Consider the following 13,478-nt stretch of genomic DNA (forward strand, 5'->3'; position numbering starts at 1 on the left):
TCATGAGAAGACGCTGTGTCGAATGACCGCTTAGGCCAAGCTTGCGGCCGAACAGGCAGGCGGAAATCGGTTGGCGTGGCCAGTGCATCCTCTCGGCCGATGACCGAGAATAGAATTGTTTCGATAAGAATGTTTTCTAGATGGGCATATCGGAGAGCTTTGCTCACACACGGCAGAGCATATGGGAGTGCTACCGTTCAAGGGAACTGTCCGTTAAGATTTCTGGTTACGCTTTACCTTCGATTGGCCTGACATCCATATCAGATTGTCAGGTACGAGCATGGATGAGCAATATGGTGTCAGCATTGATAACTGGAACGCGTCTGTTCTATGCCAGTGGATTTCGTGGGCTATTTGCTAGCCTAGCCCACTTGGGGGATGGTTACCGTCACAGACAACCCCTTTTTGTTCTCACCATGGCTTATGCTGAGCGACGCATCGTAGTATTCTGCGATACGTTTAACTATGGCCAGTCCTAATCCACTTCCTGGTGCAGCTGCGGACGTGCTGCGAAAAAAACGGTCGGTGAGTCGCTCTAACTCTTCTTCCGATACACCATTTCCATCATCACATAAGATAAATTTAATTACGCCGCGCGCTCTCTCGAATGAAACGTGAACAAAACCTCCCGATGTACCATATTTGATACTATTATCAAGCAAGTTATCGATGAGCACGCGGAATAAAATAGGGTCGCCGTGCAAGGAAACCTGCGCGTCTCCGGTCACTTGTAATGAGATTGATTTTTCTTTTGCTTGCTCGCGTCGATAGCCAATAGCTTCGATGGCGACGTCTTGTAGCAAAAATACGGCCGCTTCGGTATTTGCGCGGTGGTCGATGCGCGCCAGTAGCAGTAACTGTTGAATTAGGTGAGCACTCCGGTCAACGCCTAGAATGACCCGACGGAGCGCCGTTTGCTGTTGGTATAGGTCACTCGAGGTTAGCGCGACTTGAGCTTGTACTTTTATTGCTGTTAGGGGCGTTCTTAATTCATGTGCAGCGTCCGCGGTAAACGTGCGCTCTTTCGACAATGATAGTCTCAGTCGTTCGAGTAAGTCGTTGATGGATGACACGACCGGTACCAGTTCTGAGGAAATGCTCGGCAACCGGATAGGGCTTAGATTCCTGCTATCTCGCTCGCTCACAGCAGCAGTCAATGTATTGAGCGGTTTCAATCCAATGCCGATAACGAACCAAACCAGAACCATCGCCAACGGCAGTCCAACCAAGGCGGGTCTTGCGATACGGGCAGCAACGCCTGTTACCAAATCGCTTCGTTGGTTCAATGGCTCAAGCAGTGTCAGTATCCGTTTTGATGACGCATCATAAGCGACATGCGACAGCCAGGTCGCACCGGCAAATGTAACGTAGCTGATGGACTGTTCCGGATGCTCAGCAATGTAATTTGATGGGAAGTGTTCCGATATGGACACGATGTTTCCATCTTCATCGGAAACGCGAAATTGAACAAAGCGCTTTCTAACGTCCGAGTCATGCCGCACATGCCAGCCGTTCTGAGGGATCTCATTACGTGCATCGATTCCTGTTACGGAAAGTCGGTTGAGGTCTCGCACGTCGAGCTTTATTAGCAGAGGCGCAAGCTGAATGATTCGTGTTTCATCCCAGCGCATCATTTCGTGCTTGGCGGAATAGAAGCTCCAAAGAAATATCATTAGCCAGGCGACGCCAACGCTACCCAATAGTAACGTGATGAGTCTGCGACGTATTGAACCGCGGACCATATTCATTGCTGTTCCATCAGATAGCCTACGCCGCGAATAGTGCGAATAGCATCCATTCCGATTTTCTTTCGCAGCCCGTGGATGTGCACTTCGATTGCATTGCTCTCGATTTCATCCCTCCATCCGTATATGCTTTCCTCGATCCGCGACTTTTTCTGTGCGATTCCTGCGTTTGACAGAAGATAGACAAGAATCGCGAATTCCCGCGCGGTGACGTCAATTTGCTCTCCCTGTACATGAACGGTGACCGCAGCCGTGTCCACTCGCAAATTCCGCCACGAGATTACCTCGGTGCCGCGTCGATAAGCGCGCCTTATAAGCGCCCGACACCGCGCTATAACTTCGTCTAAGTCGAATGGCTTTCCGACGTAGTCATCGGCTCCCGCGTTGAGTCCGTGAACGCGGTCAATCGGGGTATCTTTTGCCGTCAAGATAAGGACTGGCGTGTGATTGCCGGCGGCTCGCACGGCTTTGAGCAACTCTAGGCCAGCAAGCTTAGGAAGCCCTAGGTCGAGAACAATCAGCTCATAGCCTGTTGTATCTAGCGACAATCGCGCGTGACTGCCATCTCGTGCCCAGTCAACGGCATACCCTTGATTTTGCAGAGCGACTGAAAGACCACTCCCAATGAGGTCGTCATCTTCGACAAGGAGAATGCGCATGATTATTAATACGGGGATGAAAAAGGAACCGTCGTGTTAACGATATCGCAGAATTCGAATGATTCTAGCGTCTCTTAAGGTAATCTTTAAACTCGCTTTGCTACTCTCGTCGGCGGTATCTTCGACCCGGATTGAATCATATGTACGAAAACATGGAACAACCAAAAGCGTATTCGACCACGGCTCGCATGTTGCATTGGCTGGTAGCGCTTCTTGTACTTGCGCAGTTTCTTCTAGGGTGGACGATGCCAGATGTTAAAAGAGGCACTCTCCCAGAAGGCCTTATCGCATGGCATCTGAGCGTCGGCGCGGCTATCGTGCTTGCCATGGCGATGCGAATTATCTGGCGAGCAACCCATAGGCCAGCTCCGGCAGACTTGACGCCTGCCGTGAAGCTCGCCTCCGCTATAACGCATCTATCGTTGTACTGTCTTCTTGTTCTTATTCCCCTGGCAGGATGGGCTAATGCGTCTGCGCGAGGTTGGGTAGTCAAGTTGTTCGGATTTATTCCGTATCCCCCCCTTTCCGCTGTTGGATCGTCATTCGGCCACTGGCTCGGCGACGTCCATGGATGGCTCGCGTGGGTGCTTTTGGGGTTGATTGGCATTCATATTTTCGCGGCGCTTTTCCATAGATTTATTCTGCGCGACGAGGTGATAAATCGCATGCTGTGAGTGGGACGATACGTAATGAGGATGATTATCGTTTTTGGTGGGTGGCAATTTATCGCTTGTCGTCTAGGGTAAGGTGACGCCGCTCGATTCTTCTCATTCGCATAGCTGGTAACCGAGCCTAGACTCGCTGTTTAATTGCTGATCATCACAATGGCAAACAAAAAAGAACATCAAAAGTATCGTGCGCATCTTGCAGATGAGTTGCATAGTGCGGCAATTTACGAGACTCTTTCGAAAGTCGACAAAGACCCTGAGCGCCGAAACGTGTTTCTGCTGCTTGCGCAGTCGGAGCGACAGCATGCTCAGGTTTGGTTGAATCGATTGGCCAGCGACGGGGTTGTCGCAAAACCGCGGTTTAATGCGAAGACGCTCGTCATGAAAGGCGTCATTCACCTTTTGGGGCCGAAGCATGTTTTGCCTTCTTTGGCTGCTGCCGAGTTCGCTGATAGAAATAAGTATGCGGGCAGTCCCGAAACGGCCGGGATGTCCGCGGAAGAACATGAGCATGCGAATGTCGTGCAAGCAATGGCAAACGTTGGCAAGCCGACGGCTGTCGGCGGGCCAGATATCGCGCAGGCCGAATCTTGGCATCGTGGCGTATCATCAGGAAACGATTTGCGCGCAGGCGTACTAGGTGCGAACGACGGCCTCGTTTCAAACTTTTGCCTCATTATGGGCGTAGCCGGTGCCGAGGCCAGCTCTCGCATCATTTTGTTGACGGCATTCGCGGGCCTTGTGGCGGGTGCCTGTTCGATGGCGCTTGGTGAATGGCTATCTGTTACAAACGCGCGAGAGCTCGCGCAAGCGCAAGTTGCAAAAGAAGCGGACGAGTTGGAGCACAACCCTGAATCGGAAGAAAATGAGCTCGCACTCATCTATCGTGCAAAAGGTTTGGCTAGCGACGAAGCCAAGCGCGTAGCGGGACAAATCATGCGGGACAAAAAGATGGCACTCGACGTATTGGTTCGCGAAGAGCTAGGACTCGACCCCGCTGAGTTGGGCGGAAATCCATGGTCTGCAGCAGGCGTGTCGTTTTTGCTATTTGCTGTAGGTGCATTTTTTCCCGCGATGCCGTTTTTGTGGAGTAGCGGTGCTTCTGCAATTGCGCAATGCGTCGCTTACAGCGTTGTCGCACTCGCTGGCATTGGTGTGTTTACGTCGCTTTTCAATGGTCGCTCCGCAAGTTATTCCGCCGTGCGCCAAATACTGGTTGGACTTATCACTGCCGCGTTCACATTTGGCGTGGGACGCTTGCTCGGCGTTGCCGTTTCATAATCGAAGGTAATAGCCCTGCTCAGTTAGCGAGCGTGGAAGTGGAATGTCCCAGCAAAGGACGTTATGCAGGGTGAAGACGGACGTATCGGTCAGATAATGGCCTGGTTCACGCGTTTCATCAATGCTTCGGCGCTTTCCTTACGCTCGCTGTAACGGTCAACCAAGTACGGCCCGATATCGCGCGTCAACAAGGTGAACTTCACAAGTTCCTCCATTACGTCCACGACACGATCGAAATATGCCGAAGGCTTCATGCGGCCGGTCTCATCAAATTCCATGTAGGCCTTCGCCACCGACGACTGGTTCGGAATAGTCAGCATGCGCATCCACCGGCCAAGCACGCGCATCTGGTTGACGGCGTTGAACGACTGCGACCCGCCACTAACCTGCATCACCGCGAGCGTCTTGCCCTGCGTCGGCCGCACTGCACCCACTGAAAGGGGAATCCAGTCTATCTGCGATTTCATAATGCCTGTCATAGCGCCGTGGCGCTCGGGCGAGGACCAGACCATACCCTCCGACCATAGGACCAGCTCACGCAATTCGGCTACCTTAGGATGCGTGTCGGGCGCGTCGTCGGGTAGTGGCAAACCGCTCGGATTGAACGTTCGGGCTTCCGCACCCATCGCCGTGAGCAGGCGCGTCGCTTCTTCGCTCAACAGGCGACTGAACGAACGCTCACGCAGCGAACCGTAGAGCACCAGGATGCGAGGTGCGTGCTGGGAAGCCTTCTCGACCTGATGGCGCTGGATATCAGGTACGCGGAACAGCATTGCATCGACTTGCGGAAGCTCCGTGGCGAGATCAGTTACCGAAGTAGACACGTTTTCCCTCCGCGTCGATCACCACTTCTCCGTCTTCCTTCGTGAATGCGCCGCGTTGTGCCTCTTGCAAAATGTCGAGTACCAGTTCGGACGGACGGCAAAGGCGCACGCCCTTCGACGTTACTACGAAGGGACGGTTGATAAGAATGGGGTGCGCCATCATCGCGTCGAGAAACTGCTCATCGGTCAGAGCCGGATTGTCCAGATGCATTTCTGCGTACGGGGTTCCTTTCTGTCTGAGCACGTCGCGCACGGCCAGCCCAGATTGCTGGATAAGTTCGACGAGCGTGTCGCGGGAAGGTGGCGTTTTCAGATACTCCACGACAATGGGTTCGATACCGGCGTTGCGAATCATCGCGAGTGTATTACGCGAAGTGCCGCAATCAGGGTTGTGATAGATGGTGACTTCGTTCATTGTGTTGTTTCCATTTCATTCAGGCGCACTCATACCAGCGCTTCGACCGGTTGGCGACACGTACCAAGAGCAGCATCACCGGCACTTCGATCAGCACGCCAACGACCGTCGCGAGTGCTGCGCCGGAGTTGAAACCGAACAAGCCGATTGCGGTCGCGACAGCCAGCTCGAAGAAGTTCGATGCGCCAATCAGTGCGGACGGACACGCGATGTTGTGCTTCTCGCCGACCGCGCGATTGAGCCAGTACGCCAGCGCCGAGTTGAAGAGCACCTGGATCAGGATGGGCACGGCAAGCATCGCCATCACAAGCGGCTGCTTGAGAATGGCCTCGCCTTGGAAAGCAAATAGCAGCACCAGCGTGGCGAGCAGCGCAGTGATCGACCATGGGCCGATCTTTGCCATTGCCGCTTCGAAGGTAGTCTCGCCGCGCGAGAGCAATGTTTTGCGCAAGATCTGCGCGAGGATCACGGGAATGACGATGTAGAGCGCGACCGAAGTAAGCAGCGTTGCCCAAGGCACCGTGATGGAAGAGATGCCAAGCAACAGACCAACGAGCGGTGCGAACGCGAACACCATGATGCTGTCGTTAAGCGTAACTTGTGAGAGCGTGAAAAGCGGATCACCGCCCGTCAGACGGCTCCAGACGAACACCATCGCCGTACAAGGCGCGGCGGCCAGCAAGATCAGTCCGGCCACATAGCTGTCGAGCTGTGCGGAGGGCAGTATCGGCGCGAATAGTTGCTTAATGAAGATCCACGCAAGGAACGCCATCGTGAACGGCTTGACAAGCCAGTTGATCACGAGCGTGACGCCAATGCCCCTGATGTGTTGGCGCACTTCATGCAACGAGCGAACGTCAACCCTCAAAAGCATGGGTATGATCATCACCCAGATCAGCAGGCCGACCGGCAGATTGACCTGGGCGTACTCCATGCGGCCGATTGCCTGAAAAACGTCAGGGCGCATCTGGCCAAATAGGATCCCCGCGACGATACAGAGCACGACCCAGACGGTGAGGTAGCGCTCGAAGAAACCGATAGCTGGCTTTGACGAGGTGCTGCGCGCAGCGGTGGTGTGTGGGGCATTCATTGCGAAATCGATGAAAAAAGCTCTGCGGTAAATCGCTTCGAATAGAGCGCGGTACTAGCTGCGATATCACCACCTTGCCGTTAGAACCGTCTCATGGCAGCGCTCCTTTAGCATAGGCACGAATTTGCGTCCGACACCAGGCAGGGTTGCCCTTGGCAGCAATTCTCGGTCAAGAAACCGAGAACCAAATTCATTTGGTTATACGCAGCACGATAGATCAGGCTTCTCCCGTGGCGTTCCTGCGTGACCAACCCCGCGTGCACCAGTTCCCTTAGGTGAAAGGAGAGTGTCGCGTTTGGCACCTCGCATTGCGCCGCCATGGTGCCTGGTGTGAGCCCATCTGGCCCGGCCACGATCAGCATGCGGAACACGCGCAATCGTAAATCGTGAGCTAGCGCTGCCAGAGCACGGATGACATCTTTCTCTTCCATATTTCCAATATAGTCGAAATGATGGGTGCGTGCAACGAAAACATGTTCAGCTTCGAGGTTTAAAAATTTTCGGTTTGGTGCTGGATGACCGCCCATCTCGTCAGGGCGTACACGGAAAGCCATCGCACCATCTAATAGCGGCTGTCTCTGTCTCGATCGTCCATCGTCTCGACGTAGTCAATCGCTTCATGTAGATCATCAACCGTGGTGCGCATCGGATTACTTTCTGCCGCAGCTTCTTCGCCTGACGAATAGCCAGGAGCATTCATAAAAGCGCGGTGAGCATGCTGCTCCGTACCAGATTGGATATGCTGCGAGGCGTGCGTATCGGTCGCGATACCCGTTGTCCAGAATGGATCGTCAGGATAAGCTGCTTTTGCTTTCAAGGTTTGCGCCCACGCCATTCCCTTATCGAAGAGGTCGTCATCGCCCCGGGCGTAGATGTAACGATCGTCATCTTCGTCGTCACGTCCGTTGTAATCCATGATGCAATGATTCTCCACGTCGGTCGCATACTCTTTTAGAAAAGCGACTTTTAACGCATGTACGTAACGTGCCTTCGCCTGCGCATCAGGAAACCCGGTATGAGGGACATCGATGTGTCTCAAGTTGGATTTCACAACCTGATGCCAGGCGTTCGTTTCGTCGCTCGGCGAAAATACCTTTTTGTGATCGACCATTTCGGGAAGCGGCAGTTTGCCTTGCGATAGCGATACCGCGTAACCCAATGCATGATCTCCCAATTCATGAGCAAAGACGTATAGAACGGATGCCAGATACTCGGGCGTCAGCGGCTTACCCGGCTCGACTTTTACGCGGATCGATATTTTGACTGTTCCGGTGCGCCGGTAGTGTTGATCGTCCCATTCACATATACCCGCCGATCCGCCTTCGATCGACGCGGGCGTTGATATGCGAACATCGCGCGCTTGCATGGGAAACCACGGAACGCTTTTCCGGAGCGTCGAAAAGCTGTGTCGCAGCACTGCATCCATGTATCCTTCGAAGATCAATCGCGGACTACGGCTGCGTGGCGCGGTGGAAAGAGGATGGGAAGAGGACGCAACATGCGGTTGCATTGTCCGAAGCGCCTGCAAGTTCGGATTGATCGAATGGGCTACCGGATTTTGTCCGTTTGCGGGAGGGGAAGGATTAGCCGTATTGTTTCCCTGACCGGAAACGTGCGCCCATTGGTCTGGAACGTTAGACCAGGCATGCGTTGCTCGAAAATCGCCGTAGTGACTATTATCCATCGGTATGATCTTGTTCTGTAGCGCTAAGGCATCACGTATTCATATATAAAAGCGGGCGGACCGCTGAATAGGCTTGCCCGCAACGCCGGGTTACGCGGCGATCTGGCGGCGGCTGACTGAAAACGCTACACCGTGGATAACCGCAGGGCATCGTTCCGTAGCGAAAAACCGGAGCAGTGGGCATCTAAAGTATCGTCATTGAGACGCGAACCGGCGCATGAATCGGAACGTACGCGCGTTTTTGCGAAGTGTGCCTTGACGTGGCGTTGCGCCGGTACCGGACGCGTCAAAGGATCGATCTTTCCCAGGACTATGGCTGTTGATTCGCACGTAAAACTGCCCTATTAAAGGCAGTAGAAGATTCGGAGCGCCCCCCCCTTTTTAGCTTCGCCGTACGTATTGCATCGTGACCGTTACTTCCATGCACCCAACGCCGAATCAACCCATGCGAGAACGACCATCAGCCAGACTACTGATCACCACGCCAAAGCGGCGCGTGCTGCTATTCCGTTTCGAACACCGTACTGGCGCGCTCGCAGATAAGGTCTATTGGGCAACGCCAGGCGGTGGCGTCGAGCAAGGTGAAACGTTCACCGACGCCGCAATAAGAGAGTTGCAAGAGGAAACCGGCATCCAGAAGACAACGTTATCTACGCCGGTAGGAAAGCGTCAATTTCCCTTGCAGTTGCCCGATGGCGAGCAGGTGCTTGCAGTCGAGCAATATTTCGTCGTGAACACGACCTCGGAGGCAATCTCACGTGATGGCTGGACCATCATGGAGAGAGAAGTGATGGCGGATCACAGATGGTGGAGCCGGGAGGACTTATCGACGACAACTGCGACAATTTATCCGGACGAATTGATCTCATTGCTGGACGAGGCCGGGGTGTTCGATCAACCGGTATGACCCCGCACCAGCCCTGACATCTCCCCGATCACATCGCGCCGTAATTCGGCCCGCCCCCACCTTCCGGGGTGACCCAGACGATATTCTGTGTCGGGTCTTTAATGTCGCAGGTTTTGCAGTGCACGCAGTTCTGTGCATTGATCACCAAGCGTTCCGCCCCGCCCTCGTCCTTGGCAAACTCATAGACGCCCGCCGGACAGAAGCGCGATTCCGGCCCCGCATACTGCGCCAGATTCACCTTCACTGGCACGCTTGGGTCCTTTAACGTCAAATGCGCCGGCTGGTTTTCCTCGTGGTTCGTATTCGACAGGAAGACCGACGATAATCGATCGAACGTCAACACGCCATCCGGCTTAGGATAGGTGATCGGCGTGCATTCCGAAGCCGGCTTCAGCGTCTCGTGATCGGCATGCTTGTGATGCAGTGTCCATGGCACGTTGCCGCCGAGCAGCTTCTGCTCGATGCCCACCATCAGCGTGCCCAGATACAGCCCCTTGCTCATCCACTGCTTGAAATTCCTGGCGCGATGCAGTTCCTGCTTCAACCACGACGCATCGAACGCAGCCGGGTAGGCCGCCAGTTCAGCCGCGCGACGTGGTGCGTTGACGCCATCCGGCACCGTGCCCGCGGTAACCGCGTCGTAGATCGCGTCGGCTGCCATCATGCCCGACTTGATCGCCGCATGGCTGCCCTTGATCCGCGATGCGTTCAGGAAACCCGCATCGCAGCCAACCAGGGCGCCTCCCGGGAAGACCAACTTCGGCAACGACATCAGGCCGCCCGCCGTAATCGCCCGCGCGCCATACGACAAGCGCTTACCCCCTTCCAGGATCTGACGGATCGCCGGATGGGTCTTGTAGCGCTGGAATTCTTCGAACGGCGACAGATAGGGATTGCTATATCCCAATCCCACGACAAAACCGACGACCACCTGGTTATTATCCAGGTGGTACAAGAAGGAGCCGCCGTAAGTATCGGTGTCGAGCGGCCAGCCGGCCGTATGCATCACCCGTCCCGCCTTGTGCCTGGACGGATCGATTTCCCAGACTTCCTTGATACCAAGGCCATGCACCTGAGGATCCGCATCTTTCGCCAGATCGAAATGCGCAATCAGTTCACGCCCGAGATTGCCGCGCGAGCCTTCGGCAAACACCGTGTACTTGGCCAGCAATTCCATGCCAAGCTGGAAATTCGCGGTGGGCTGCCCGTCCTTGCCGACGCCCATATTGCCAGTCGCCACGCCACGCACCGCGCCATTGGCGTCATACAGGACCTCGGCAGCCGGAAAGCCGGCGAACACTTCAACCCCCAGCGTTTCGGCCTGCTGCGCCAGCCAGCGCGTGACATTGGCAAGGCTGACAACATAGTTGCCGTGATTCTTGAAATTGTCCGGCAGCAGCCATGCCGGCACCGATCGCGCCCCGTCCTTGGTCAGGAACAGGAATGTATCCTCGGTGACCGGCACGTTCAACGGCGCGCCCTGCGCCTTCCAGTCGGGTATCAGCTCGTCCAACCCACGCGGGTCCATCACCGCGCCCGACAGGATATGCGCGCCGGGTTCGGAACCCTTCTCAAGCACGCAGACGCTGATGTCGGTGCCTTTTTCCGCGGCGCGTTGTTTCAGACGAATCGCCGTGGACAAGCCGGCGGGACCACCGCCTACCACCACCACGTCGTATTCCATCGATTCGCGCGGACCATATTGCTCGACAAGCGCCGGATTTTGCATGCTGAATTGACACACTGGACAGTAAAGAGGGACGGCGCACCGCAGGTCTGACCCGCGGCGCGCTTTCGATTTTTTACACTATACCTGGGGATGATCGCACAGGATTGGTGCGTTCATTCAAAAACGATCCGAGACGGTCCCGCGCAGTCGCCCTTTCGGACGGCGGTTCCGGTCTACAGGCGCAGCCAGAAGGAGATGCTTTTTTGGATCGGTTGGCGCGTTTCAGAAAAGGTCCATGCGCGTTCGCCTCAAGGCTGCGTAAAGCGCGGCGCTAGCGGCGGAAAATGCGGTCACCGCTGTATCACGCCATGCGCATTATTCGGCGGGCAATGTTGCCCCGTCATCGAGCGACGTGATCAGCGATACCACCGGTCGACCCTCGGCATCCAACAGCCCCATCTGGATCAACGCCGCGCGAATGCGGGCGCAGACCACGTCAGGCACCGGCACAAAGGGCTCGCGCGCCATCGGGGACGCTATCACGTGCATCATCGCCAATGCGACCTTGATGCGGGCATACATTTCATTGCGCGGCAATGCGTAGATCGCGCGCACCAGCGGCAGCATCTTGTTGCTGGCGGCACGCATCGCGGGCAGGTCGTTCGCCGCACCCGCGCGCCATAACGCCACCAGATCATCGGGCACCAATGCCGCCAATCCGGACAGGATGCCATCCGCGCCCACGGCCAGTTGCGCGAGGAACCAATCGAAGTTGGATGCCAACACACTTAGATCGGTCCGTTCGGCCTTGATGGCCGCACGGTTCTCTTCATACGCGCGCATCGTGTCGCTGCCCTCCTTGATCGCGATCACGCGCGGCAACTTGGCCAGTTCGATCAGGGTCTGCGTCGAATAGCCATAACCGGACGCGAGCGGATATTGGAAAATCGCCACCGGCAGGTCGGCCGCGGCGATGATGGCGCGCACATACGACACGACCATCTCGGTACGTGCTCCGCCAAACGATGCCGGCGGGAAAATCGTCAATGCATCCGCGCCGGCCGCCTTCGCAAGCCGCGCCTCCAGCACCGCCTCGCGGGTACTCTGCGCGATGATGCCTGCAATCAACGGCTTGGCCTGTTGGCCGCCGTCGTGCATCGTCTTGCGCGTGGCGCGGATCACTGCGTCGCGTTCGTCGGGCGTCAGCGCGCCACCCTCACCGGCATGACCATTGACCAGCACGGCGGAGATGCCGTCGGCCATCACGCAATAACGGACCACGCGCGCATAGGATGCCCAATCGATTTCCTGGCCCGCGTCAAACGGCAGTACGGTCGCGACCACCACACCCGTCAGGGAAAGCGTCGTCATCGTCATTCCTTATTTCTCGATCACCGGCGGCCGAATGCTCGGCCCCGAAGGTAGGCTTACAACCAGCGTTGCACAAAGCACCGGGCGGTAGGTTGTCGATAACAGATAGAAAATGGCCGCCGCGCCGAACGCCTCGGGAACCTCGAACCTGGCCTGCATTCGCCGGGCGGCGGCCACGAGGGCGACACTCACGCCGGACCGGAACCCACCAGCGTGATATGCGGTGTGTTGATCTTCGTCATGCCATAGCGGTCCATCAGCTTCGCATACGAGCCGTCCTGCATCATGTCGTCCATCGCCTTCGCCACCGCTTCGGCCACGGCCTTCTTGCGGAATGCCATCGTCGTAGGCGTGCCACCTTGACCGCCGAGCACAAGTTTCGCCCGCTTGGACTTCACCACGGCCGCGCCGGTGTAGCTGGGCAGTGCCGCGAAATCAAACTGGCCCGCGCGCAATGCCGCCAGCATGTCGCTTGCCGTCGGGAATGCGTGGATGTCCAAGGGCTTGCCGCCCGCGTCGGTAATTTCCTTCGCGCGCTCACGCAGCCACTTTTCCTGGTAGGAATCGGCCTCGACGCCCACCGAGTGGCCCGCCAGGCCCTTGACGTCGTTCAGCGTCGCTTTCTGCGACGGATCGGCGATCACGTCGATCGTCGACATTGCATACGGCACCGTGTACATCGACTTGGAACGGGCTTCGGTCCAGAACATACCGGTGTTGATCCCATCGAAACGGCCCGCATTCAACGCTGGCACCATCGCCGGGAAATCCATGCGCAGCAGGTCGACCTTCAGGCACAGCCGCTTGCCGATCTCCTCGGCCAGATCGACGTTCATGCCCTTCATCTTGCCTGTCTCGTCGACGAACTGCAGCGGTGGCAATGTCGGATTGATCGACAGTTGCAGATGGCCGCTGCTCACCAGGTCACCGGCGGGAACCGCGATGCACGCGGCCTGCGCGGATGTGGCCAGCACCGCCATGGCGACGCACGAAGTCAAAGCGGTCGCGAGCATGGTCGCGACGGTGGGCGCAATATGGCGGCGTGAAAACATGGTCTCTCCAGGATGCGGTGTGGTGACCGCTTATGCCGCAAGCGAACACGGGATACCGGCCAGCCGTCGCCAACGGTGTGTCGCCAGGCGTGTAAATGACTAGGCGGCTGCGG

At 56.4% G+C, this 13,478-nt stretch carries 14 protein-coding genes; 3 read left to right on the forward strand and 11 right to left on the reverse strand.

Going from position 1 to position 13,478, the window contains the following annotated elements; genetic code table 11:
* Positions 1-362: 362 nt before the first annotated feature.
* On the reverse strand, positions 363-1,748 hold the full coding sequence (locus tag WM40_RS01590) for an ATP-binding protein (RefSeq protein ID WP_046151926.1): 1,386 nt from the start codon (positions 1,746-1,748) through the stop codon (positions 363-365).
* Positions 1,745-2,404 carry a response regulator gene (locus WM40_RS01595; RefSeq protein ID WP_024905519.1) on the reverse strand — a complete coding sequence of 220 codons (660 nt, stop codon included), beginning with the start codon at positions 2,402-2,404 and terminating at the stop codon, positions 1,745-1,747. Before WM40_RS01595 ends, WM40_RS01590 begins: the two co-directional genes overlap by 4 nt.
* Before the next feature lie 140 nt (positions 2,405-2,544).
* Here WM40_RS01595 and WM40_RS01600 point away from each other — a divergent pair, with 140 nt between their 5' ends.
* Positions 2,545-3,078: a cytochrome b gene (locus WM40_RS01600; protein WP_024905520.1), complete on the forward strand. Its 534-nt coding sequence runs from the start codon at positions 2,545-2,547 to the stop codon at positions 3,076-3,078.
* A gap of 150 nt (positions 3,079-3,228) precedes the next feature.
* A complete protein-coding gene (locus WM40_RS01605) occupies positions 3,229-4,353 on the forward strand; it encodes a VIT1/CCC1 transporter family protein (protein WP_046151927.1) in 1,125 nt (374 codons plus the stop codon).
* Between the two features lie 89 nt (positions 4,354-4,442).
* Here WM40_RS01605 and arsH read toward each other — a convergent pair whose 3' ends face one another.
* The 5 genes from arsH to WM40_RS01630 all read right to left on the reverse strand — a co-directional run bounded on the left by arsH (position 4,443) and on the right by WM40_RS01630 (position 8,108).
* Complete coding sequence (gene arsH, locus WM40_RS01610; protein WP_082102368.1) at positions 4,443-5,177, reverse strand: arsenical resistance protein ArsH; 735 nt, start codon at positions 5,175-5,177, stop codon at positions 4,443-4,445.
* The gene (gene arsC, locus WM40_RS01615; RefSeq protein WP_024905523.1) at positions 5,158-5,592 is read right to left on the reverse strand and encodes an arsenate reductase (glutaredoxin); all 435 of its coding nucleotides are present in this window, start codon (positions 5,590-5,592) and stop codon (positions 5,158-5,160) included. The genes arsH and arsC overlap by 20 nt, the downstream gene beginning before the upstream one ends.
* A gap of 19 nt (positions 5,593-5,611) precedes the next feature.
* On the reverse strand, positions 5,612-6,682 hold the full coding sequence (gene arsB, locus WM40_RS01620) for an ACR3 family arsenite efflux transporter (protein WP_024905524.1): 1,071 nt from the start codon (positions 6,680-6,682) through the stop codon (positions 5,612-5,614).
* A 107-nt stretch (positions 6,683-6,789) separates the two neighbouring features.
* Positions 6,790-7,113, reverse strand: a complete 324-nt coding sequence (locus WM40_RS01625; protein ID WP_024905525.1) for an ArsR/SmtB family transcription factor — start codon at positions 7,111-7,113, stop codon at positions 6,790-6,792.
* A gap of 131 nt (positions 7,114-7,244) precedes the next feature.
* A complete protein-coding gene (locus WM40_RS01630; protein ID WP_157685665.1) occupies positions 7,245-8,108 on the reverse strand; it encodes a hypothetical protein in 864 nt (287 codons plus the stop codon).
* A 703-nt stretch (positions 8,109-8,811) separates the two neighbouring features.
* Between WM40_RS01630 and WM40_RS01635 the strand changes: the two genes are divergently transcribed.
* Entirely contained in the window at positions 8,812-9,273 is a 462-nt protein-coding gene (locus tag WM40_RS01635; RefSeq protein WP_046152026.1) for an NUDIX hydrolase, read from the forward strand.
* A 28-nt stretch (positions 9,274-9,301) separates the two neighbouring features.
* Here the strand turns inward: WM40_RS01635 and WM40_RS01640 are convergent, their stop codons facing one another.
* The 4 genes from WM40_RS01640 to WM40_RS01655 all read right to left on the reverse strand — a co-directional run bounded on the left by WM40_RS01640 (position 9,302) and on the right by WM40_RS01655 (position 13,365).
* Positions 9,302-11,002 (reverse strand): electron transfer flavoprotein-ubiquinone oxidoreductase, encoded by a 1,701-nt coding sequence (locus tag WM40_RS01640; RefSeq protein WP_046151930.1) that lies wholly within the window; start codon positions 11,000-11,002, stop codon positions 9,302-9,304.
* Positions 11,003-11,317: 315 nt separating this feature from the next.
* On the reverse strand, positions 11,318-12,313 hold the full coding sequence (locus tag WM40_RS01645; RefSeq protein ID WP_157685196.1) for a dihydrodipicolinate synthase family protein: 996 nt from the start codon (positions 12,311-12,313) through the stop codon (positions 11,318-11,320).
* A 9-nt stretch (positions 12,314-12,322) separates the two neighbouring features.
* Positions 12,323-12,505: a hypothetical protein gene (locus WM40_RS01650; RefSeq protein ID WP_046151931.1), complete on the reverse strand. Its 183-nt coding sequence runs from the start codon at positions 12,503-12,505 to the stop codon at positions 12,323-12,325.
* On the reverse strand, positions 12,502-13,365 hold the full coding sequence (locus tag WM40_RS01655; protein ID WP_052738118.1) for a transporter substrate-binding domain-containing protein: 864 nt from the start codon (positions 13,363-13,365) through the stop codon (positions 12,502-12,504). The genes WM40_RS01650 and WM40_RS01655 overlap by 4 nt, the downstream gene beginning before the upstream one ends.
* Between the last annotated feature and the right edge of the window lie 113 nt (positions 13,366-13,478).

It is taken from the genome of Robbsia andropogonis (assembly GCF_000970345.1).
Taxonomy (GTDB): Bacteria; Pseudomonadota; Gammaproteobacteria; order Burkholderiales; family Burkholderiaceae; genus Robbsia; species Robbsia andropogonis.

Excerpts from the sequence above, each read along its gene's own strand:
- WM40_RS01640 (WP_046151930.1), bottom strand. The coding sequence starts at position 11,002 with ATGCAAAATCCGGCGCTTGTCGAGCAATATGGTCCGCGCGAATCGATG.
- WM40_RS01645 (WP_157685196.1), bottom strand. The coding sequence starts at position 12,313 with ATGACGACGCTTTCCCTGACGGGTGTGGTGGTCGCGACCGTACTGCCG.
- WM40_RS01655 (WP_052738118.1), bottom strand. The coding sequence starts at position 13,365 with ATGTTTTCACGCCGCCATATTGCGCCCACCGTCGCGACCATGCTCGCG.
- arsC (WP_024905523.1), bottom strand. The coding sequence starts at position 5,592 with ATGAACGAAGTCACCATCTATCACAACCCTGATTGCGGCACTTCGCGT.
- WM40_RS01605 (WP_046151927.1), top strand. The coding sequence starts at position 3,229 with ATGGCAAACAAAAAAGAACATCAAAAGTATCGTGCGCATCTTGCAGAT.
- WM40_RS01595 (WP_024905519.1), bottom strand. The coding sequence starts at position 2,404 with ATGCGCATTCTCCTTGTCGAAGATGACGACCTCATTGGGAGTGGTCTT.
- WM40_RS01590 (WP_046151926.1), bottom strand. The coding sequence starts at position 1,748 with ATGAATATGGTCCGCGGTTCAATACGTCGCAGACTCATCACGTTACTA.
- WM40_RS01635 (WP_046152026.1), top strand. The coding sequence starts at position 8,812 with ATGCGAGAACGACCATCAGCCAGACTACTGATCACCACGCCAAAGCGG.
- WM40_RS01600 (WP_024905520.1), top strand. The coding sequence starts at position 2,545 with ATGTACGAAAACATGGAACAACCAAAAGCGTATTCGACCACGGCTCGC.
- WM40_RS01630 (WP_157685665.1), bottom strand. The coding sequence starts at position 8,108 with ATGGATGCAGTGCTGCGACACAGCTTTTCGACGCTCCGGAAAAGCGTT.
- arsB (WP_024905524.1), bottom strand. The coding sequence starts at position 6,682 with ATGAATGCCCCACACACCACCGCTGCGCGCAGCACCTCGTCAAAGCCA.
- WM40_RS01625 (WP_024905525.1), bottom strand. The coding sequence starts at position 7,113 with ATGGAAGAGAAAGATGTCATCCGTGCTCTGGCAGCGCTAGCTCACGAT.